Here is a 23,320-nt window from a genome sequence, read left to right as displayed (position 1 = left end):
CAGTTTCGTCAAGAGGTCGATGACAGCTTCCCCAATGGTCACAGGTATGAACCATGCTTGCAACAACTGAAATCCCGTTCTACATTGCATGCGGCGGCCCAAGAGTGCCGTGTGCGACGACCGGGAGGTACGAACCCGTGGCTGACCTGCCCTTCAGGTACTTCGACTGCGACAACCACTACTACGAGGCACTCGACGCCTTCACCCGCCACCTGGAACCCGAGTTCGCCAAGCGAACGATGCAGTGGGCGACGATCAACGGCAGGACCCGGCTCCTGGTCGGGGGCCGGGTGAACAAGTTCATCCCCAACCCGACCTTCGACCCGGTGGCCAAGCCGGGCGCCATGGACGAGTACTTCCGCGGCCGCAACCCCAAGTCCGCAGGGACACTCGAACTCTTCGGCGAACTGGAACCCGTCCGGCCCGAGTACCGCGACCGTGACGCGCGGCTCGCACTCATGGACGAGCAGGGCATGCAGGGCGCTATCTTCCTGCCCACCCTCGGCGTCGGCATGGAGCAGGCGCTCCTGCACGACGTGCCCGCGCTCACCGCGGCCTTCCGCGCCTTCAACCGCTGGCTCGCCGAGGACTGGGGATTCGCCTACCGGGAGCGCATCTTCGCCGCGCCGTACATCACGCTGGTCGACCCCGACAACGCGGTCAGGGAACTGGAGTGGGCACTTGAGCAGGACGCCCGCTTCGTCGTCATGGTGGGCGGGCCCGTCATGACCCCCAGCGGCGGCAGGTCACCCGCCGACCCGATGTTCGACGGCTTCTGGGCGCGGGCGAACGAGGCCGGCATCACCGTGCTCTACCACGGCGGCGACTCCTACTACAGCAAATACCTGGCCGACTGGGGTGAGAGCGAGTTCACCGAGGCGTTCCGCGCCAGTCCCTTCCGCGGCCTCGTCTCGGCGAACTCGCTTCAGGACACCATCGCGAGCATGCTCGCCAACCGGCTGTTCGAGCGCTTCCCCCGGCTGCGGATCGCCTCGATCGAAGTGGGCTCCGACTGGGTCTTCCACCTGTTCGACAAGCTCAAGAAGTCCTTCGGCCAGACTCCGTACCTGTATCCCGAGGACCCTCGCGAGACGTTCAGGCGGCACATCTGGGTGGCCCCCTTCTACGAGGACGAACTGGGCGCGCTGCGCGACCTCGTCGGCGTCGACCGGATCCTGATGGGATCGGACTACCCGCACGTCGAGGGCCTGGCCGACCCCGGCTCCTACATCAAGGACCTGGAGAACTTCCAGTACACGGTGGAGCAGAGCAGGCGCGTGATGCGCGACAACGGTCTCGAACTCGCCACCCGGCTGCCGGCCTGAACCGGACCGAGCCAGGCCGAACCAAACCGGGCCGAGTCAGACCTAACCGGACCGGGCCAAGCCGGACCGAATCAGACCGAGGCCCGCGGGCCCGGACGACATGCCGTCCGGGCCCGCCGCCGTTTCCAGAGATTCCCGCACGGGAGAGGACGCACATGTCAGACGTCGTCATCTTCGACCACCTCGCCATCGGGGTCGAGTCATGGGAGGACGCCTACCCTCGTTTCGCCGTTCACCTGGGCGGCTCATGGTCACACGGAGGTGACGCGGGCGAGTTCGCGCCCTACCAACTGATCTACGCCCACGACATGAGGCTGGAGTTCATCTCCCCCGGCGCCCGGCCCGGCGGCTTCATGCGGCGGTTCATCGACAGGAACGGCCCCGGCCCGCACCATCTCACCTTCCAGGTCCCTTCCCTGGTCGACGCCCTGGACCGGTTACGGGCGATCGGGATCGACACCCTGGGTGGCCGGAATGAAACCTACTGGAAAGAGGCGTTCCTGCACCCGAAACAGGCGGGTATGGGGACACTGATACAGCTTGCCGAGTCGGACAAGGACCTGGTGGGCGGGTTCACCTCACCCGCTCCCGAGGGCTTCCCCGAGTCCGCCGGGAAACCGTGCGCCATCTCCTGGGTCGGCCTGACCGTGGCGTCGCTCGACACCGCCAGGACGCTGTTCGCGGACCAGCTGCGCGGTCACGTCCGCCAGGGGGGCCGGGGCTGGTTCCTCATCAGCTGGGGTACCGGCCGTAACCTGCTCGTCCGCGAGCGCGAGGAGACACCCGGCGGCGCGGGCCTGTGGCTCACCCACGGAGTGGGGGTCGACCACGTCGTGTTCGGCTCCCCCGACCTCACCCCTGACGACCTGAAGGATGGAGGCACACAGGCCGTACGCATGCCGTACGAGCCGTCGACCGACGTCGCGGTCCTTCAGGCATGGCAGGACATCGACCGGCAGTCAGCTTCTCGGCCCTGAAAGGGACCGAGCTTGCAGCTCCTCGCCGTACCTTGCAGGTACGGTTCAGGCCGCGTCGTCGGCAGCGTGACGCACTGCCCGGCGACCGATGTTGATCGCCGCGAAGTAATCCGCCGGGCCGGCGAGCCCGCACGAAACACACCGGAACCCATCCCGGGTAGGACGGTTCCGTTTGTCGAGGTGGCCGCACCCGGGGCAGGTGCGGGAGGTGTTACGCGGATCCACCAACCGCACGACCACCCCGGCCAGGGCCGCCTTGTACGCCACGAACGTCCGCAGCTGATGGAAACCCCAGGAGTGCAGGTCGGCACGCTGAGCCTTACGAACCGTGACCCGCTCCCGGATGCCTTCGAGGTCTTCGAGGGCGATCCCGGCGCGGGTGTCCTTGGCCTTGCCGACCAGCTTCTTGGAGATGACGTGGTTGACGTCGCGGGCGAACCGCGACTCTTTGCGGCGGCGCCTCTTCAGCAGCCGCTTGGCGGACTTGGTGCCCTTGGCCTGGAGCCGGGCCCGCAGCCGGGCGTTACGTCGCCGTACCGCCCGTACCCCTTTGCCGCTGTAGGGCTTACCGGTGGAGTCGGTGGCGAGGTTGACGATGCCCAGATCCACCCCCAGCCACCCCTGCGGCTCCTCCTCCCGCGCCGGTTCGGGGACCTCGACGACCACGGCGAGGAAGAACACGCCGTCGCGGTAGACGAGATCCGCCTGACCCCGCAAGGTCGCCCCCTCGCTCTGTAGCCGCCGGCCCCGGTAGAGAACGGGCACGACGACCCGGCCGCTCAGGGTGAGGAGGCTGACCGCGTCGGAGCCTTTCCAGGTGAGGATGCGCTGGTCATAGGCGGCCGCCCCCAACGGGCGGAAGACCGGTTTGATGGTCTTGTCGCGCTTGTAGGCCTCGCAGGCCTTGGCGATGGAGCGGACGGCCATCTGCGCCGACAACCCGAACCCCTGACGCAGCTCGGCGTAGACGAGCTTCTGTAGAGCGATCTTGTTCGCGGTGCGGTGTGCGAACGCGACCTCGGCGGCCCTGGTCGCGGCGGCGTTGCAGGCGCGCATCGTCGCCAGCAGCGCCTCGCCGTCCTCGGGCGAGGGCGCGAGTTTCAGCATCTCCGTCACCAGCACGCGCCGAGTCTGTCACTCACCGCTACCGGGTGGCACCGTTTTCCGCGTTTCCTCCCCGCCGTGAACGACGGGGCCTCCACGCTGCAATCCTGGTGAAACGGCCCCCCTGCCGGAGCGGCAGGGGGGCCGGAATGTCAGCCCTCGTCCCAGACGGCCATCGCGTCCAGGACCTCGACGCTCTCGCCGGAGACCCGCAGCGGATTGACCTCCATCTCCGTCATCCGGTCGCCGAGCGCCGCCGCGACGTCGGCGAGCCGGCAGATGACGTCGGCCAGCTTCTCCAGGTCCACCACCGCTCCCCCACGAGCACCCGTGAGCAGGGGATAGCTCTTCAACTCCGTGAGCATGGCCTTGACCTCGTCCCGGTTGACGGGGAGAAGCCTGATCGCGGTGTCCTTGAGAACCTCCACCCAGACGCCGCCGAGGCCGACGACGAGTGTGAGGCCCCATACGGAGTCACGGACGAAGCCCACCAGCAGGTCGACGCCGTCGGGACGCATCGGGCTGAGGACCGCGCCCTCGATGTCGGCGTCCGGCGCCTGCGACCGCACCGTGTCCATCATCCGCTCGAACGCCCCGCGCACCTCATCCGGCGAGTTCAGGCCGAGGACGACCCCGCCGACGTCCGTCTTGTGCGCGATATCGGCGGACGAGACCTTCATGACCAGGGGAAGCGGCATCTCTCCGGCCGCACTCTCGGCCTCCTGTGCGGTCCGCACCAGGCGCTGGGGAACGACGGGCACCCCTGCGCCGGCCAGCAGCTCGACGACCTGGCGCTCGGACCAGCGACCGCCGGCGCCGCCCTCGATCTCCACGACCGGCGAGGAGCCGGCCCGCGGCCGCACGATCTCCCTGCGCTTCTCCGACCACCACATCGCCTTGGCCAGGGCGGGGATGCCCCGGGCGAAGGACTCCAGCACGTACGAACTGCCCGACGACCGGCGGAACTCACGCGCGAACAGGGTGCGCTCGGTGGGCAGGAACTCCATGGGGATGACGGGAACCGGGCTCGTGTCCGCCAGTTCCTTGCGCCACTCGACGCTCCCGGCCATGAAGGCGGCCGCCTCGGGGGTGGCCGGGACCGATCCATTGATCACCAGGACGTCGATGCCCGGGTCCTTCGAGACGACCTTCTCGCACAGCGGCAGCAGGTCCGGCTTGATCACGACGTACCCGGTGGTGTCGAGCGGGTTCTGAGCCGTCGCGAACTCCGGCAGCCCGCTCTCCCGCAGCCCCGTCACCGTGGAGTCGGCGAGGTCGGGCAGCAGCACGCCGCTCGCCTCGGCGACATCGCCGATCACCCCGCACATCGCTCCGGACCCGGTCACGAAGGCGGCCCTGCGCCCGGGAATCTCCCCGTACTCGGCGAGCAGCCCGGCCGTGGCCACCAGGTCCTCGATGGAGTCGACACGGATGACCCCGAGCTGCCGGAAGGCGGCGTCGAACACCTTGTCGTCACCGGCGAGCGCTCCGGTGTGCGCCGCCGTCACCTTGGCGCCCACCTCGCCGCGCCCCGCCTTGTAGGCGACGATGGGCACACCGGCCGCCAACGCCCGGCGGGCGGCGTCGATGAACGCCTCGGGGTGACGTACCGATTCCAGATACAGCGCGATGACCTTCGTCGACTCCTGTGCCAGCAGGTAGTCGATGCCCTCGGCGATCGTGATCATCGCCTCGTTGCCCAGCGTGACCAGATGGCTGATGCCCACATCCCGGCCCTGCAGGTAGTTGAGCAGGAAGATGCCGAGCGCGCCGCTCTGCGAGAGGACCCCGACACCACCGGTCTCCAACGGCCACGGCAGCATCTGGCTCCACGGCATCGTCGCGGCGGTCGCGTTGATGAAACCGAGATTGTTCGGCCCCAGGATGCGCAGGCCGAGCTCGTTCGCACGGGCGGCCAGGGCGCGCTCGCGTTCGGCTCCCTCCTCGCCCATCTCCCCGAAACCGGCGGCGATGACGACGAGATTGACGATCCCCTTCGCCGCCGCGCTCTCCATGATGCCCGGCAGCGAGTCAGGGCCGGTCAGCACGTAGGCCAGATCGACATGGCCGTCAATGTCATCAAGGGATTTGACGGCCTGCTGCCCGTGAACCAGACCACCCTTGTGGTTGACGAGATGGATGGGGTGGGGGTATTTCGCCTGCACGAGGTTGGCGTAGGTGTAACGGGACCAACCCGAACGATCACTCGCCCCGACGATCGCGATCCCGCGCGGCGCAAACATCGAATCGAGCGGATGCCTCCCAGAAGCGTCGTTGTCCAAGCGCGATGACGAACTGTCCTCGGTCCCGGCGATGAGGCTCATTCTCCACTCCCTGTCGCATGCGGGCGATAGCCCGGACGATCAGTACCTGGGACACGCCGGCCACGGTGGCCACGCCCGGGGGGCGGCCGGCGCAGCAGGCGAGACTCCGTGGAGCTATAGTGAAATTAGATTCTACTACTGTCAATACCTGAGACGCTTGAGGAAGCACGGATCAAGTTGTTACCTGCACAGATAATGCATCCTCACCCGCATCTCGGACACCGCCCTGAACATAGAGTCAGAATCTAGCTAGCCAATCACGAGCGAGGCCCACGCCCGACAGGTCCTGGCCGCCTACCGGCGTCAGTGATCCTCGTCGAACAGCAGGGTCTCCACCCGCTGCCGGTAGTCGCGGTAGATCTGCCGATACCGCTCGACGGCCCCGGCGCGGTCGCCCCGTTCGAGCAGTTCCAGGGTCTGCCGGTAGCCGTCCAGCCACACGCGCCACACCTCGCTCTCGGCGGTGAGGGCCAGCACCCGCTGGGTACGGGTGACCACCAGGTCGACGTGGGTCTGCAGTTCCCGGTTGCCGCTCGCCATGATGATCACCGTGCTGAAGTCCGCCCCCGCGGCGGCGGCACCTGGTACTGGAACCGCTATCCCGGAGCCCGGGTGGATGTGGAGAGCCTGGCCTACTTCTACCGAACGTCAACCCCCGCGCGCCGCTTAACCGCGACGCGACGGGAGAGTCTCCGGCCCCCAGGCCGGGGAGGAGTTCAATACATCCACGGTGGCGGCATGATCCTCGGCGACATCGCGGGGGAGGATGCCAACGCGACGATGATCTGCGACCCGGTCGGTGCCGTCGTGGTCTCCGTCGAGGCGGCACTCTCCCGGCGAATCTGGGCCGGCCGGATCGACGCCCTCCGGCGCGCCCTCACCTGAGCCGGCACCCCCGGTGCGTGGGCGACACGAGACTGCGCCCACGCACCGGGGCACGGCGGCGACCTCAGCGGCGATCAGACAGGTGATGGTCTCCGGTGGCCATGGGCAACGTGCGGGCGGCGCTGTCAGCGGCGAAGGCGATCGGGGCGTCCGAGGCATTCGCGACGTCCGGAGCGCCCGAGGTGTCCCCGGTGACGGAGGGAGCCGCCACGACCGCGATAGCCGTGATCATGAGACCCCGGCCCACCAGCCAGCGACCGGAGAACTCCTTCAACTCGACGCCGTCACTCAGCCTCGGCCCCTCGACCAGCAGCAGGGCCTGGAAACCACCACAGACCGGATCGAAGGTGATCGACGCCTCCGTGAAGTCGAGGCCTGGTTCCCGCAGCGGGGCCAGCGGGAACCAGGCCTTGTAGACGGACTCCTTGGCGCTGAACAGCAGCCGGTCCCACCTCACCGACGGGTCGCGCCGCAGGAGATCCATCACCCGGCGCAGCTCCTCGCCGGCTGTGATGACCTCCAGGATGCCGGAGGGCAGCGGCTTGTTCGGCTCGGCGTCGATCCCCAGGGTCGTGATGTCACCGGATCGGGCGACGACGGCGGCACGGTATCCGGCGCAGTGGGTGATGCTGCCGACGACACCTGAGGGCCAGATCGGCGCGCCCTTCGCACCCGGCAGCACGGGCACCGGCTGGTACCCCAGATTGCCCAGGGCGTCACGGGCGCACCAGCGCGCCGTGGTGAACTCGCGGCGGCGCTTCTCCACCGACCTGCTGATCACTGCCTCCTCCGCGAGGAACAGGGCACATGGCCGCGAGTCGTCGAACGCCTCCGACGACATGACCTCCCCGGGCAGCAGATCCTCGATCATGAGACGCGTTCGGAGGTCAGCAGGATCGACCGCGCCGGACGGGGTGTCCCGCCCCGTCGACGCCACTCCCTCGGGTATCCCAATGAAACCTCCTCGAAGCGAACTCCGTCGTACCAGGTCGTGCGTGGTATGTGCAGGTGGCCGTACACGACCACGGCCGCCCGGTACTTCAGGTGCCAGTCGGCGGTCAGCTGGGTGCCGCACCACTGGGCGAACTCCGGATGACGCAGGACGCGGGTGGGCTCACGCACCAGCGGATAGTGGTTGACGAGGACGACAGGGTGGTCGGGATCGCAGGCGGCCAGCCGGCGCTCGGTCGACTCCAGCCTGGCCCAGCACCATTCCTCGCGGCTCGGATATGGATCGGGATGCAGCAGCATCTCGTCCGTGCACACCACTCCGGCCTCGTACGCGCGGGCCAGCGACTGCGCCTTCGTGGCCGTGCCGGGAACACGGAAAGAATAGTCGTACAGCAGGAAAAGCGGCGCGATGGTAACCGGCCCCCCGGGCCCGTCCCATATCAGGTAAGGATCCTCCGGCGTACGGATTCCGAGGCTGCGGCACATGTCCACAAGATACTGATACCGGTTTTCACCGCGAAGCTGAATCGGATCGTCCCGCGGCGTCCAGAGTTCATGGTTGCCCGGCGCCCAGATGACTTGGGCGAAGCGTTCTGCCAGCAGGCCGAGCGCCCATTCAATGTCCTCGATCCGCTCGCCGACGTCACCCGCGACAATCAGCCAGTCCTCATCGGACCTGGGCCGGAACCCCTCGACGAAGTTTCGATTCTCTGCGTAGACGACATGCAGGTCGCTTACCGCGAGCAGATTTCGTGCCTTCATGATGTGGTCGGCTCCCGCACGATCTGAGATGGTGATGAAATCACGACAGGCCGAGTTCATTGTCGAGCATTTCGAACATCTCGCTGTCCGTGGCCGAGTCGAGATCGAACTCTGTACCGCTGGAATCGTGCAAAAGTGCCGCCCATTTGGTCTTCAGAATGTCCAGGCGCGCCGCGACCTGCTTGTGCACATCGAGGTCGACGGTCATCTCGGTGAAAGCCTTCTCCAGTTTCGCGAGCTCGGCCAGCAGCATCGCGGACCCCGTCTGCTCGGTCAGGCCGAGCCGGTCGAGCAGGTGGTCGACCAGAGCGAGCGGTGTGGGGTGGTCGAACACCAGGGTGACCGGCAGGCGCAGCCCGGTGGCATCGGTCAACCGGTTGCGCAGCTCGACGGCGGTGAGCGAGTCGAAGCCCAGATCCTTGAAGGCCCGGTCCGGTTCGACGGAGTCGGTTCGGGCGTGCCCGAGTACGGCCGCCACCTGGCCACGCACGAGATCCAGGAGCACTTCGGCGCGCTCGGCGGTGTCGAGAGCGGTCAGCCTGCGCAGCAGGGTGTCCGGCTCCTCCCGCCTGCCCGTGGCCGTCCGGCGCCTGCCGGACGCCAGGCCCCTCAGCAGCGGCGGAACCTCCTCACGCGCCCGCAGCGCCGGCAGGTCGAACCGGACCGGTACCAGCACCGGACGGTCCACGGCGCCGGCGGCGTCGAACAGCCCCAGTCCCTGCTCCACCGACAGCGGAAGGATGCCCGCGCGCGCCATCCGCCGCCGATCGGTGTCGTCAAGCCCGCCGGTCATGCCACCGGTCATCCCGGCGTCCTGCGCCCAGGGCCCCCAGGCCAGCGACATCGCGGCCAGGCCGGCGGCCCGCCGGTGGTGGGCCAGGCCGTCGAGGAAGGCGTTGGCCGCGGCGTAGTTGCCCTGCCCCGCGCCGCCGGCCACGCCGGCCACCGACGAGAAGAGCACGAACGCGGCGAGATCCACTCCCTGGGTGAGCTCGTGCAGATGCCAGGCGGCACCCGCCTTGGGCGACAGCACGGTGTCCAGCCGCTCGGGACTCAGGGAGGGAATCGTCGCGTCGTCCAGTACCCCCGCCGCGTGGACGACCGCGGTCAGCGGATGCCCGGCGGGTACGGTGGCCAGCAGGTCCGCGAGCGCGCCCCGGTCGGACACGTCACACGCGGCGACGGTGACCTCGGCACCGCGGGCGGCCAGCTCGGCCCGTAGCTCGGGGGCGCCGGGCGCCTCCAGCCCCCGGCGGCCGGCCAGCAACAGCCGCCGTACTCCGTGCTCGCTCACCAGATGTCGCGCCACCTCGGCGCCGAGGCCGCCCGTACCGCCGGTGATCAACACCGTGCCCTCGGGGTCCCACTGCCGTACGCCGTCCCCGCCCGGCGCCGCCGGCACCAGGCGCGCCACTCTCAGCACCCCGTCACGTACCGCCACCTGCGGCTCACCACAGGCCAGCACGGCCGACAGCAGCGCCCCGGAAGGCTCCAGCGGCGCATCGAGATCGACGAGCACGAACCGGCCGGGGTTCTCCACCTGCGCGGCACGGACCAGTCCCCACACGGCGGCACCCGGCAGGTCGGTCACCCGGTCGTCGTCCTGAACCGCGACCGCACCGCACGTCATCACGATGAGGGTGGTGTCGCCGAACCGTTCTTCCGCGAGCCAGCGCTGCAGGAGGCCCAGAACACGGGCGGTGGACTCGCGCGTCGCGGCGATGACGTCCACGGAGTCCCCCGCAAGGAACGGGCCCGCGGCCGCGGCACGCGGCGCACCGTCCCGCAGCGCGTCCAGCGTGCCGTCCAGCGTGGCGAGATCCCCGATCGACACCGCCACGTCCAGCAACGCCACGTCCAGCTCCGCGACATCCAGCTCCGCGACGTCGGCCGGCGCCTCGGACAGAGGCGTCCACTCCAGCTGGAACAGCCCGTCCCCCGCTGCCCGGCGCCCACCGCCGACGACCAGGCCGCCAGGCGATACCGGACGCGACACCAGCGACTCGGCGGTGAGCACGGGCGCTCCCGCCATGTCCACCGCGGTCACCGACACCGTGTCCTCGCCGGTTCTGGTCACGCGCACGCGCAGCGTCGTCGCGCCGCCGGCGTGCAGGTGCACTCCGCCCCACGCGAACGGCAGGCGTCCCGCCTCGGGCTCGGCCGCCTCCAGGAACGGCACCGCGTGCAAGGCGGCGTCCAGCAGCGCCGGGTGCAGGCCGTACGAGCCGGCGTCACCGACCTGCTCCGGCAGGGCGATCTCCGCGAACACCTCGTCGTCACGCCGCCAGGCCGCGCGCAGCCCCTGGAACAGGGGACCGTATACGAACCCGCCCTCGGCGAACCGGTCGTAGAGGCCGTCCAGCTCGACGGCGGACGCTCCCTGCGGCGGCCACACCTCGGCGTCGAAGGCCACGGCCCGGCCCGCGGCCGCGCGGCCGCCACCGGAGAGCACACCGGCCGCGTGCTGTGTCCACGGTTCGTCATCGGCGGCGCCGGCAGGCCGCGCGTAGACGCCGAACTCGCGGTGACCCGACGCGTCGGGCGCGCCCGCCGACACCTGTACGGCCATCGCGTCCTGCTCGCCGAACACGAGCGGGGTGGCCATGGTGAGCTCCTCCACCCGGTCACAGCCGACCTGGTCTCCGGCCCGGATGGCGAGTTCCAGCAGTCCCGCGCCGGGGAAGACCACCATCCCGCCGACGGCGTGGTCGGCAAGCCACGGGTGCGATCGCGGCGAGAGACGGCCGGTGAGCACGACCCCGTCCGACCCGGCCAGCCGCACCGCGGCCCCCAGCAGCGGATGCGCCGCCGCCGCGAGCCCGAGATCCCGGACATCCCCGAGCCGCCGCCCACTCGGCCAGAACCACTGATGCCGGAAGGCGTACGTCGGCAGGTCCACCCGGCGGGCACCGCCGAACACGGTCCCGAACACGGCCGACCAGTCCACCGCGACACCGTGCGTATGCAACGTCGCCACCGCCGCCATGATCGCATTCTGCTCGTCGCGGTCCCCGCGTAGCGCCGGGACCAGCACCGCCGCCTCGTCCGAGACGGTGTCCTCGGCCATCGCGGTCAGCACCCCGTCGGGTCCCAGTTCGAGGTACGCGGTGACCCCGCACCGGCGCAGTGTCCCCATGCCGTCGGCGAACCTGACCCCGCGCCGTACCTGCTCCACCCAGTAGTCCGGTGAGCACAGCTCCTCGGCCGATGCGGGCTCGCCGGTCACGGTCGAGACCACCGGGATCCGCGGTGCCGCGAAGACCAGGCCCTCGGCCACCCTCCGGAACTCCGCCAGCATCGGCTCCATCAGCGGCGAATGGAACGCGTGGCTCACTCTCAGCCGCGTCGTCCTGCGCCCCTCGGCCTCCACCCGGGCGGCGATCCGGACGACCGCTTCCTCGGCACCGGCGATCACCACCGAAGCGGGCCCGTTCACCGCGGCGATGGAAACCTCGTCCTCGTACCCGGCGAGGAGCGGCAGCACCTCCTCCTCCGGGGCCTGTACGGCGACCATCGCGCCGCCCGCCGGCAGCTCCTGCATCAGCCGGGCACGCGCCGCCACCAGTCGGCACGCGTCCTGGAGCGACAGCACGCCCGCCACGTGCGCGGCCGTGATCTCCCCGATCGAATGCCCCGCCAGAAAGTCCGGCTTGACGCCCCAGGACTCCACCAGCCGGAACAGCGCCACCTCCAGTGCGAACAGCGCCGGCTGGGTGTATCCGGTCTGGTTCAGCAGTTCGGTGTCGCCGAACATCACCTCGCGCAGCGGGCGGTCCAGTTCGGGATTCAGGTGTGCCAGCACGGCGTCGAAGGCGTCGGCGAACACCGGGAACCGCTCGTACAGCCCACTGCCCATTCCGGCCCGCTGAGCGCCCTGTCCGGTGAACAGCAGCGCGAGCCTGCCCGGCCGCGCACCACGTCCCCGGACCATTCCAGGCGCCGGCCGCCCATCCGCCACCGCCGCCAGGCCCGCCAGCAACCCGTCCCGGTCATCGGCCAGCACCACCGCCCGATGCTCGAACGCCGAACGGCCCGTCGCCAGCGAGAAGCCGACGTCCACGGGGGAGACGTCCGGATCGTCCTGGACCCGCGACAGCAGGCGTGCCGCCTGTGCCCGTAGCGCGTCACCCGTCTTCCCCGACACCGGCACCGGCACCGGCACCGGCACCGGCACCGGCACGACGCCTGATGCCGAGCCGGTCTCCCCATACGACGACCCGTCCGGCAACCGACGCTCGGCCGGCGCGTCCGCGATCGGCGGCGCCTGCTCCAGGATCACGTGTGCGTTGGTCCCGCTGATGCCGAACGACGACACCCCGGCCCGCCTCGGCCATCCGACCTCCGGCCACGGGCGGTGCTCGGTCAGCAGTTCCACCGCGCCCTGCTCCCAGTCCACGTGCGACGAGGGCGCGTCCAGGTGCAGCGTGCCCGGCAGCACCCCGTGGCGCATCGCCATGACCATCTTGATCACACCGGCGACGCCCGCCGCCGCCTGGGTGTGACCGATGTTCGACTTGATCGAGCCCAGCAGCAGCGGGCGGTCCTCCGGCCGGTCCTGGCCGTAGGTCGCCAGCAGCGCCTGCGCCTCGATCGGGTCGCCCAGGCTCGTCCCGGTTCCGTGGCCCTCCACCACGTCCACATCAGCCGGGTTCAAACCCGCACCGGCCAGTGCCTGGCGGATCACCCGCTGCTGCGAGGGACCGTTCGGCGCGGTCAACCCGTTGGAGGCACCGTCCTGGTTCACCGCCGACCCGCGTACGACGGCCAGCACCTGATGGCCGTTGCGCCGCGCGTCGGACAGCCGTTCCAGCACCAGCGTCCCGACGCCCTCGGACCAGCCGACACCGTCGGCGGCGTCGGAGAAGGACTTGCACCGGCCGTCGACGGCCAACCCGTCCTGAGCGCTGAAGTCGATGAACGCCCCCGGGGTCGCCATCACGGTCACCCCGCCGACCAGTGCCAGCGAGCACTCACCGCCGCGCAGCGCCTGCGCCGCGAGGTGCAACGCCACCAGCGAGGAGGAGCACGCGGTGTCCACCGTCACCGCCGGCCCCTCCAGGCCGAGGGTGTAGGACAGCCGCCCGGACAGCACGCTGCCGGCCGTACCGGTGCCCATGAAGCTCACCACGTCCGGCGGGAACTCGGCGCTCGTCGCGTAGTCGTGGTACATCAACCCGGCGAACACTCCCGTGTGGCTGCCGCGCAGCGAGAGCGGGTCGACGCCGGCCCGCTCGATCGCCTCCCAGGACACCTCAAGAAGGAGCCGCTGCTGCGGGTCCATCGCCAGCGCCTCACGCGGCGAGATCCCGAAGAAACCGGGGTCGAACTCTCCCGCGTCGTGCAGGAAGCCGCCCTCGCGGACGTAGCTGGTGCCCCGGCGTTCGCGGTCGGGGTCGTACAGCGACTCCAGATCCCAGCCACGAGAGGTCGGGAACGCCGAGATCGCGTCGGTACCTTCATCGACCAGCCGCCACAGCTCCTCGGGGGACGTCACTCCGCCCGGGTACCGGCACGCCATCGACACGATCACCACGGGATCGTCACCGACCGGCGTGACCGTCTGCGCGGCCGTCCTCTCGGGCGCCGCGCCGTCGTGCTCGCCGAGCAACTCCGCCAGGAGGAACTCCGTCAGCGCCGTGACGTTCGGGTAGTCGAACACCAGCGTCGCGGGCAGCCGCAGCCCGGTGTCCGCGGCCAGCCGGTTGCGCACCTCGACGGCTGTCAGCGAGTCGAAGCCCATGCTCTGGAAGCTGCTCAACGGCTCGATCGCGTCGCCGTCCGCGTGGCCCAGCGCCAGCGCCACCTGGCCCCGGACCAGCTCCAGCAGGGTGGCCGTCCGCTCACCCGCCCCGAGCGGCGCGAGGCGGTCGACGAGTGCGGTCGACGCCGCGGCCGTGATCTGCCGACGGACCGACGGGCGGATCAACCCTCGAAGCAGGAACGGGACGTCCTGGCCGGTGCGCAATGCCGCCAGATCCAGACGTGCGGGCAGCAGAGCCGGTCCGTCTCCGTCGCCCGTGACCGTCGCGTCGAACAGTGCCAGACCGTGATCCGGGGACAGCGGGAGCATCCCGCGCCTGGCGAGCCTGCCCATCTCGGCCTCGCTCAGGGCGCTGGTCATGCCACCCGCCTGGTCCCACGGACCCCATCCCAGCGAGAGCCCCGGTAGCCCCTCGGCCCGGCGGCGTCGGGCGAGCGCGTCCAGGAAGGCGTTCGCCGCCGCGTAGTTGGCCTGCCCGGCCGTCCCGAACGTCCCCGCCACCGACGAGAACAGTACGAACGCGGACAGATTCTCGTCTCGGGTCAGCTCGTGCAGATGCCAGGCCGCGTCCACCTTGGGGCGGAACACCCTCTCCAGGCTCTGCGACGTCAACGCGCCGATCACACCGTCGTCCAGCACGCCCGCGGTATGCACCACCGCGGTCAGCGGGTGCTCGGCTGCTATCCCGGCCAGCAGACCGGCGACGGCGTCACGGTCCGCCAGGTCACATGCCACGACGGTCGTCCGAGCGCCGAGTCCGGTGAGCTCCGCCACCAGCTCGTCGACGCCCTCCGCCCGGTCACCGCGACGGCTCGCCAGCGTCAGGTGCCCGATGCCGTGCTCGGCCACCAGGTGACGGGCCAGCATGCCGCCCAGGCCACCGGTGCCGCCGGTGATCAACACCGTGCCCTCGGGGTCCCAAGCCAGGCCCGGTAGCTCGGCGGGCGGGAAGACGCGGGCCAGCCGACCGGCCAGCACGGCACCATCCCGGATCACCAGCTGCGGCTCGGCGGCGGCCAGGGCCGACGGCAGCGCGGCGATCGACGTCGCCGGCACCCCCCTCCGGTCACGGTCGCCGCTTTCCCGGATGTCGAGGTCGATCAGCGCGAACCGGCCCGGATGCTCCGTCTCGGCGGCACGCACGAGCCCCCACACCGTCGCCGCCGCCACGTCATCGCCGTCCACCGCGCCCCGGGTGAGGAACGCCAGCCGCGAACCGGCGAACCGCTCATTGGCGAGCCAGGATCGCACCAGGTCCAGCACGGACGACGCCAGGCTGTGGGCGGCCGCCGGCACCTCGTCGCCCGGGTCTCCGGTGACGAGGACCAGCACCGTGCCCGGCACGGGCACATCGCCGTCGTACGCCTCTCCCAGCGACCGCAGGTCGGCACCGACCCTGATGGGACCGCCCACCGTGGCGGCAAGGGCCTCGGTGAGCCCCCACCCGTCCGGGCCCACCACTGCCAGCGTGCTCGGCGACACCGCGGACACCGGCGATGCCGGGGCCACCAGCGGGACCCAGTCCAGCCGGAACAGGGAGTCCCTTCCGATCGCTCGCGGGCCGGCGGCCTGTCCGTCCGAAAGGACGCGCAGGGTCACCGACCTGATCGAGGCCACCGGACCGTCCACGCCGGCGATCGCGATCGACATCGCGTCAGGTCCGGCCCAGGACATCCGCACCCGGACCGCCGATGCCCCCGACGCGTGCAAGGACACGCCCTCCCACGCGAAGGGCACCTTACGCCGGGCCTCCTCGCTCTGGTCCAGGAGCAGGCACAGGTGCAGCACCGCGTCCAGCAGCGCCGGATGCACACCAAACGCCCCCGCCTCGGCCGCATCCTGCTCGGGCAGACTGATTTCGGCATACATGTCCGAGTCGCATCGCCAAGCCGCGGTCAGGCCGCGGAACACCGGCCCGTAGTCGAAGCCGTCCGCCGCCCGCCCCTCGTAGAAACCTTCCAACGAGATCGGCGCCGCACCGGCCGGTGGCCACACAGTCGTGTCGAACGGCGGTGTGGCATCGGGGGCGGTAAGGGGCTCGTCGACTGCCAGGAGCCCGCTCGCGTGCCGTGTCCAGGGACGCTCCTCCTCGCCTTCCGGCCGCGCGTACACGCTCAGCGGCCGGTGTCCCCTCTCGTCGGGCTCGCCCAGCCGTACCTGTATCCGGACGCCGCCCTGTTCGGGCAGCGTCAACGGCGCGGCCAGGGTCAGCTCGTCCACTCGCGTGCAGCCGACCTCGTCACCGGCCCGGATCGCCAGTTCCAGGAACGCCGTCGCCGGTACCACCACCCGGCCCGACACCACGTGATCGGCCAGCCACGGCTGGGAGCGCACCGACAACCGGCCGGTGAAGAGCACCTCGTCGCCGCCCGCCAGCTCGACGGCGGCTCCGAGCAAGGGATGGTCCGGCGCTCCGAGCCCGGCGTCGGTCACATCGCCGACGCGGGTGAGCGAAGGCCCCGGCCAGAAACGCCGACGCTGGAAGGCGTAGGTGGGCAGCCCCACCCGGCGGGCGCCGGGGAACGCCGCCCGCCAGTCCACCGGTACTCCGTGTACGTGCAGGGCGGCCAGCGCCGTCATCACCGTGTTCCGCTCGTCCCTGCCTCCGCGCAGCACCGGCACCAGCAGCACGTCCGGATCGGCCGCCGCCCCCGCCTCGGCGTCGCGCGCCGAAACCGCGGGCGCATCCGCACCGGCGCCGGCATCCGCCGTCAGGACGTCCTGCGCCATGGCGGTCAGTACGCCGTCGGGGCCCAGTTCCAGGTAGGCCCGCACCCCCTGAGCGTGCAGCGTCCGGACGCCGTCGGAGAACCGGACGGCCTGACGCACCTGGTCGACCCAGTAGTCCGGTGAGCACAGCTGCTCGGCGGTGGCCGCCTGCCCGGTCACCGTGGACACGAGCGGGATCTGTGGCGGGCTGTAGGTCAGCGTGCCCGCCAGGGTACGGAAGTCCTCCAGCATCGGATCCATCAACGGCGAATGGAACGCGTGCGACACCCGCAGCCGCTTCGTCCTGATCCCCTGAGCCTCCAGAGCGGCAACCACCTCCAGCACCGCCTCCTCCACCCCGGCCACCACCGAGGCCGGACCGTTCACCGCCGCGACCGACACCTCGCTCTCACGCCCCGCCAGCAGCCCGGCGACCTCCTCCTCAGAGGCCTGCACCGCCGCCATCGCCCCACCGGCGGGGAGCGCCTGCATCAACCGCGCCCGACCCGCCACCAGCACACACGCATCCGACAGGGACAACACCCCCGCCACATGCGCCGCGGTGATCTCCCCGATCGAATGCCCCGCCAGCACACCCGGCCGCACCCCCCAGGACTCCACCAACCGGAACAGCGCCGTCTCCACCGCGAACAACGCCGGCTGCGCCCACCCCGTCCGATCCAGCAACCCCGCCTCGACCGACCCCGGCTCGGCGAACAGCACCTCCCGCACCGAACACCCCACCCACTCGACCGACCCACCGTCCGGCTGCCCGGCCGGCTCCCGCTCCAACCGCTCCAGCAGCGGGTCCAGCTCCGCGATCACCGCATCCAACGCCGCCGCGAACACCGGGAACCGCTCATACAACTCCCGGCCCATCCCCACCCGCTGACTGCCCTGACCGGTGAACAGCACCGCCAGCCGCGGCTCCGCCCCGGCCACCCCGCGCACCACACCCGCACCCGCACGGTCCTCGGCCAGCGCCCCCAGACCGGCCAGCACCCCATCACGATCGGCGGCCAGCACCACCGCCCGATGCTCGAACGCCGACCGCGTCGCCACCAGTGAGAACGCCGCATCGCTCAGCACCAGACCCGGATCGGTGCCCACGTACGACGCCAGCCGCCCGGCCTGCGCCCGCAACGCCTCCGCCGTACGACCCGACACCACCACCGGAACCACCGGCGGCCCCACGGCGACATCCGTTACCGGCACCATCTCGGCACCCGGCATCCGGTCCTGTCCGGGCGCTTCGGCCGTGACCTGCTCGTCCTCTGGCCCCTGTTCGAGGAGCACGTGCGCGTTGGTGCCACTGATCCCGAACGACGAAACCGCGGCCCGGCGCGGACGCCCGGCCTCCGGCCACGACCGCGCCTCGGCCACCAGCTCGACCGCGCCCTCGCTCCAGTCCACATGCGAGGACGGCTCGTCCACATGCAACGTGCGCGGCACCACGCCCTCGCGCATCGCCATGACCATCTTGATGATCCCCGCCACACCGGCGGCCGCCTGGGTGTGACCGATGTTCGACTTGATCGACCCCAGCAGCACCGGCCGATCCTCCGACCTGTCCTGCCCATAGGTCGCCAGCAGCGCCTGCGCCTCGATCGGGTCACCCAGCGTCGTCCCGGTGCCATGCGCCTCCACCACGTCCACCTCGACCGGCGACAACCCGGCGCCCGCCAGCGCCTGCCGGATCACCCGCTGCTGCGACGGACCGTTCGGCGCCGTCAACCCGTTCGACGCCCCGTCCTGGTTGATCGCCGACCCACGCACCACGGCCAGCACCTGGTGGCCGTTGCGCCGCGCGTCCGACAACCGCTCCAGCACCAGCACCCCGACGCCCTCGGACCAGCCGACCCCGTCGGCGCTGTCGGCGAACGCCTTGCACCGCCCGTCCACCGACAGACCACGCTGCCGGGAGAATCCGATGAAGGTGTTCGGAGTGGACATCACGGTCGCCCCACCCGCCAGCGCAAGGGAGCAATCGCCCGCCCGCAGCGCCTGCGCCGCCAGATGCACCGCCACCAGCGACGACGAACACGCCGTGTCCACCGTCACCGCCGGACCCTCCAGGCCCAGCGTGTACGACACCCGGCCCGAGGCCACACTCGGCGCGGTTCCAGTGCTTTCGTAGCCCTCGACGGCATCGCGCTGAGCGATCCCCTCATCGGTGGTGGCCTGGTGTACCCGGCCGGCCGCATTACCCAGCGCCAGACCGTAATCGTTGTACATCAGACCGGTGAACACCCCGGTCCGACTACCCCGCAACGTCCCCGGCTCGATCCCGGCCCGCTCCACCGCCTCCCACGACACCTCCAGCAGCAGCCGCTGCTGCGGATCAACCGCCAGCGCCTCACGCGGCGAGATCCCAAAGAACCCCGGATCGAACTCATCGGCATCGTGCAGGAACCCGCCATGACGCGTATACGACGTCCCCACCCGACCAGGATCCGGATCATAGATACCCTCCAGATCCCAACCGCGGTTGGTCGGGAAACCGGTGATCGCGTCGCTCTCCTCGATCACCAGGCGCCACAGATCCTCCGGAGAGGAAACCCCGCCCGGATAACGACACGCCATCCCCACGATCACGATCGGATCGTCGGCCACCGAACGCACCACCGGCGAGAGCACACCCGCATCGGCCCGCTCACCCAGCAACTCACCCAGCAGGAAATCCGCCAGACCAACCGGAGTCGGATAGTCGAACACCAACGTCGCCGGCAACCGCAACCCCGTCGCCGCATTCAACCGATTACGCAACTCCACCGCGGTCAGCGAATCGAAGCCCAGCTCACGAAACTCCCGCCGCACCTCCACCGACTCCGGTGAAGCGTGCCCCAGCACCACCGCCACCTGCGCCCGCACCAACTCCACCACCGACCGCACCCGATCAGCCTCACCCAGCCCGGCCAACCGCCGCACCAACGCCCCATCACCCGACGCCGACCCCGACACCGCCGACCGGCGCACCCCCCGCACCAGCCCGCGCAGCAGATGCGGCACCTCACCCTGTGCCCGCACCGCCGCCACCTCGAACCGCGCCACCACCAGCACCGCACGATCCACCGCACCCGCCGCGTCGAACGACGCCAGCCCCTGCTCCACCGACAACGGCGACATCCCCGCCCGCGTCATCCGCCGCAGATCGACCTCATCCAGCCCACCGGTCATCCCGGCGTCCTGCGCCCACGGCCCCCACGCCAGCGACAGCGCGGCCAGCCCCTGCGACCGCCGCACCTGCGCCAACGCGTCCAAGAACGCGTTCGCCGCCGCGTAGTTACCCTGACCCGCCCCACCGAACGTCCCCGCCACCGACGAGAACACCACGAACGCCGCCAGATCCAGACCCCGGGTCAACTCATGCAGATACCAGACCGCATCCACCTTCGGCCGCAACACCACATCCAGCCGCTCCGCCGACAACGACGGAATCGTCCCGTCGTCCAGCACACCCGCGGTATGAATCACCGCCGTCAACGGATGATCGGCCGGGACCCGCGCCAGCAGCGCCGCCACCTGATCCCGATCGGCCACATCACACGCCGCGATCTCCACCTCGACCCCATGCGCGATCAGCTCCGCCCGCAACTCCAGCGCGCCCGGAGCGTCCAGGCCCCGGCGGCTGGTCAGCAGCAGACGCCGCACCCCACGCCCGGCCACCACATGCCGCGCGAACAACCCGCCCAGACCACCGGTCCCACCAGTGATCAACACCGTCCCCTCCGGATCCCAGACGCGATCCTCACCCAGACCAGAGCCAGAGCCAACCGCGAGGTCAACACCACACCCAACGCCAAGGCCATCACCGGAGCCGGAGCCGGAGCCGGAGCCGGAGCCGGGCGTCACCCGCGCCAAGCGCGGCACCCGCACCTCACCCCCGCGCACCGCCACCTGCGGCTCACCCGAGACCAGCACCCCCGACAACACCCCGGGCAGCGCCGACAGAGACACCCCCTCCTCCACATCCACCAGCACGAACCGGCCAGGATTCTCCGACTGCGCCGACCGCACCAACCCCCACACCGCCGCCGCGCCCAGATCGGTGACCGCCTCCCCCGCACCTGCCACGACCGCGCCCCGCGTCACCATCACCAGCCGCGAATCAGCACACCGCTCATCGGCCAGCCACCCCTGCATCCACCCCAGCACCCGGGCGGTCAAGGCATGCACCGACCCCACCACGTCCCCGTCCCCGGACCCGTCCCCGGCCGACCCGACCACGACGGTCACCACCTCCGGCACCACCTCCAGCACCGCCGGCCCCGCCTCCGAACCCGATTCCAGGTCCAGACTCAGCTCAACCACATCAAGCTCGACACCGGCCACCTCCGACACTTCGGGCAACACCGTCCAGGCCAACTGGAACAGCGAGTCCCCAAGCGAAGCGCCACCGGCGGCCGGCTGATCGACCACGATCGGCCGCAACACCAGCGAACGCGCCGACAACACCGGCTCCCCAGCCGCGTCCACCGCACTCAGCGACAGCGCATCGTCACCCGTCCAGACCAACCGCACCCGCAACACCGACGCACCACCCGCGTGCAGACACACCCCACCCCACGAGAACGGCAACCGCACACCCTCGGAACCCTCCAGCCCGGCAAAGGCCACCGCGTGCAACGCCGAATCCAGCAACGCCGGATGCAACCCGAACGACCCCGCATCGGCAACCTGCTCAGACAGGCCGACCTCGGCGAACACCACACCGTCCGCACCCCGCCAAGCGCCCCGCAACCCCTGAAACACCGGCCCGTAACCCAGCCCACCCTCGGCCAGCCGCTCATACAACCCATCCAGCTCGATCACCGACGCACCCCGCGGCGGCCACACCGCCGTATCGAAGTACCCCGCGACCTCACCACTGTTCCCGCCACTGGCCAGCAGACCACCGGCATGCCGTACCCAGGCACCGTGATCACCGGCCCCGGCCGGCCGGGCGTGGACGCTCACCTCACGCCGGCCCACCCCGTCCACAGGTCCCACCCGCACCTGCACCGCGACCGCGTCGTCCGCACCCAGCACCAGCGGCGCGGTCAAGGTCAGCTCCTCGACCAGATCACAGCCGACCTCATCACCCGCCCGCACCGCCAGCTCCAGGAACCCGGTGCCGGGGAACACCACCATCCCGTCCACCATGTGATCGGCCAGCCACGGATGCGACCCCAGCGAGATACGACCGGTCAGCAGCGCCTCATCGGTATCGGCCAGCCCCACGGCAGCACCCAGCAGCGGATGCCCCGCCACGACCTGTCCGAGACCTTCGGCATCTCCGGCCCGTCTGCCACTCGGCCAGAACCACTGACGCTGGAAGGCGTACGTCGGCAACTCCACCCGGCGGGCACCGGGAAGCACCGTCGGCCAGCTCACCGGCACCCCACGCACGTGCAGGGCGGCCAGCGCCGTCATGATCGTCGCCTGCTCGTCCTGGCCCCTGCGCAGCGCCGACACCAGCACCGGGTCCGAGTCCGCATACCCGCCCATGATGACGCGATGAATATCCGACTCCTCGGCGGCCACCCGCGAACGGGCAGCCTCCTCCGCGTCGGCGAGTACGGCGAGGGTGTCATCGGCCATCGCGGTCAGCACACCGTCCGGCCCCAGCTCCAGATACGCCCGCACCCCCTGAGCGTGCAACGTCCGGACACCGTCGGAGAACCGCACCGCGCCACGCACCTGATCCACCCAGTAATCCGGTGAGCACAACTGCTCGGCGGTGGCCGCCTGCCCGGTCACCGTCGACACGAGAGGAATCTGCGGCGGGCTGTAGGTCAGCGCGCCCGCCACCGCCCGGAAGTCCTCCAGCATCGGATCCATCAACGGCGAATGGAACGCATGCGACACCCGCAACCGCTTCGTCCTGACCCCCCGAGACTCCAACTCGGCGGCGATGGCCAGCACCGCCTCCTCCACCCCGGCGACCACCACCGAGGCCGGACCGTTCACCGCCGCGACCGACACCTCCTTCTCCCGCCCCGCCAGCAGGACGGCGACCTCCTCCTCAGAGGCCCGCACCGCGACCATCGCCCCACCGGCAGGGAGCGCCTGCATCAACCGCGCCCGACCCGCCACCAGCACACACGCATCCGACAGGGACAACACCCCCGCCACATGCGCCGCGGTGATCTCCCCGATCGAATGCCCCGCCAGCACACCCGGCCGCACCCCCAGGACTCCACCAACCGGAACAGCGCCGTCTCCACCGCGAACAACGCCGGCTGCGCCCACCCCGTCCGATCCAGCAACCCCGCCTCGACCGAACCCGGCTCGGCGAACAGCACCTCCCGCACCGAACACCCCACCCACTCGACCGACCCACCATCCGGCTGCCCGGCCGGCTCCCGCTCCAACCGCTCCAGCAGCGGGTCCAGCTCCGCGATCACCGCATCCAACGCCGCCGCGAACACCGGGAACCGCGCATACAACTCCCGCCCCATCCCCACCCGCTGACTGCCCTGACCGGTGAACAGCACCGCCAGCCGCGGCTCCGCCCCGGCCACCCCGCGCACCACACCCGCA

General features: G+C 70.6%; 8 protein-coding genes and 2 pseudogenes. 3 read left to right on the top strand and 7 right to left on the bottom strand.

Annotated elements, in window-relative coordinates:
- Positions 1–137: 137 nt before the first annotated feature.
- Positions 138–1,325 (top strand): amidohydrolase family protein, encoded by a 1,188-nt coding sequence (locus tag OG884_RS30895; RefSeq protein ID WP_326638714.1) that lies wholly within the window; start codon positions 138–140, stop codon positions 1,323–1,325.
- A gap of 155 nt (positions 1,326–1,480) precedes the next feature.
- Positions 1,481–2,302 carry a VOC family protein gene (locus OG884_RS30890; protein WP_326638713.1) on the top strand — a complete coding sequence of 274 codons (822 nt, stop codon included), beginning with the start codon at positions 1,481–1,483 and terminating at the stop codon, positions 2,300–2,302.
- A gap of 45 nt (positions 2,303–2,347) precedes the next feature.
- On the opposite strand, the gene OG884_RS30885 is transcribed toward OG884_RS30890, so the two are convergent.
- From OG884_RS30885 to OG884_RS30875, 3 genes are all read right to left on the bottom strand, one after another.
- Complete coding sequence (locus tag OG884_RS30885) at positions 2,348–3,424, bottom strand: RNA-guided endonuclease InsQ/TnpB family protein (RefSeq protein WP_326638711.1); 1,077 nt, start codon at positions 3,422–3,424, stop codon at positions 2,348–2,350.
- A 134-nt stretch (positions 3,425–3,558) separates the two neighbouring features.
- Positions 3,559–5,649, bottom strand: coding sequence for an acetate--CoA ligase family protein (locus OG884_RS30880; RefSeq protein ID WP_326638709.1), 2,091 nt, complete (start codon positions 5,647–5,649; stop codon positions 3,559–3,561).
- 384 nt (positions 5,650–6,033) lie between these two features.
- Positions 6,034–6,330 (bottom strand): FCD domain-containing protein, encoded by a 297-nt coding sequence (locus OG884_RS30875; protein ID WP_442811751.1) that lies wholly within the window; start codon positions 6,328–6,330, stop codon positions 6,034–6,036.
- Positions 6,331–6,468: 138 nt separating this feature from the next.
- On the opposite strand from OG884_RS30875, the gene OG884_RS30870 reads away from it, so the two are divergent.
- The gene (locus OG884_RS30870) at positions 6,469–6,615 is read left to right on the top strand and encodes a hypothetical protein (RefSeq protein WP_326638707.1); all 147 of its coding nucleotides are present in this window, start codon (positions 6,469–6,471) and stop codon (positions 6,613–6,615) included.
- A gap of 64 nt (positions 6,616–6,679) precedes the next feature.
- Here OG884_RS30870 and OG884_RS30865 read toward each other — a convergent pair whose 3' ends face one another.
- From OG884_RS30865 to OG884_RS37700, 4 genes and pseudogenes are all read right to left on the bottom strand, one after another.
- A complete protein-coding gene (locus OG884_RS30865) occupies positions 6,680–7,486 on the bottom strand; it encodes a 4'-phosphopantetheinyl transferase family protein (protein ID WP_326638705.1) in 807 nt (268 codons plus the stop codon).
- Positions 7,483–8,328, bottom strand: coding sequence for a metallophosphoesterase family protein (locus OG884_RS30860; protein WP_326638703.1), 846 nt, complete (start codon positions 8,326–8,328; stop codon positions 7,483–7,485). Before OG884_RS30860 ends, OG884_RS30865 begins: the two co-directional genes overlap by 4 nt.
- 40 nt (positions 8,329–8,368) lie before the next feature.
- Positions 8,369–21,979, bottom strand: a pseudogene (locus tag OG884_RS30855) (SDR family NAD(P)-dependent oxidoreductase); the annotation flags it as partial.
- 414 nt (positions 21,980–22,393) lie between these two features.
- Positions 22,394–23,211: pseudogene (locus OG884_RS37700) on the bottom strand (acyltransferase domain-containing protein); the annotation flags it as partial.
- Positions 23,212–23,320 lie beyond the last annotated feature (109 nt).

The sequence above is a fragment of the Streptosporangium sp. NBC_01755 genome, from assembly GCF_035917995.1.
GTDB lineage: Bacteria > Actinomycetota > Actinomycetes > Streptosporangiales > Streptosporangiaceae > Streptosporangium.
The sequence above is the reverse complement of the archived record's forward strand: the minus strand, read 5'-3'. Positions and strand labels throughout refer to the sequence as shown.

Coding starts and splice junctions, on each gene's coding strand:
- OG884_RS30890 (WP_326638713.1), top strand. CDS start 1,481: ATGTCAGACGTCGTCATCTTCGACCACCTCGCCATCGGGGTCGAGTCA.
- OG884_RS30880 (WP_326638709.1), bottom strand. CDS start 5,649: ATGTTTGCGCCGCGCGGGATCGCGATCGTCGGGGCGAGTGATCGTTCG.
- OG884_RS30870 (WP_326638707.1), top strand. CDS start 6,469: ATGATCCTCGGCGACATCGCGGGGGAGGATGCCAACGCGACGATGATC.
- OG884_RS30865 (WP_326638705.1), bottom strand. CDS start 7,486: ATGATCGAGGATCTGCTGCCCGGGGAGGTCATGTCGTCGGAGGCGTTC.
- OG884_RS30860 (WP_326638703.1), bottom strand. CDS start 8,328: ATGAAGGCACGAAATCTGCTCGCGGTAAGCGACCTGCATGTCGTCTAC.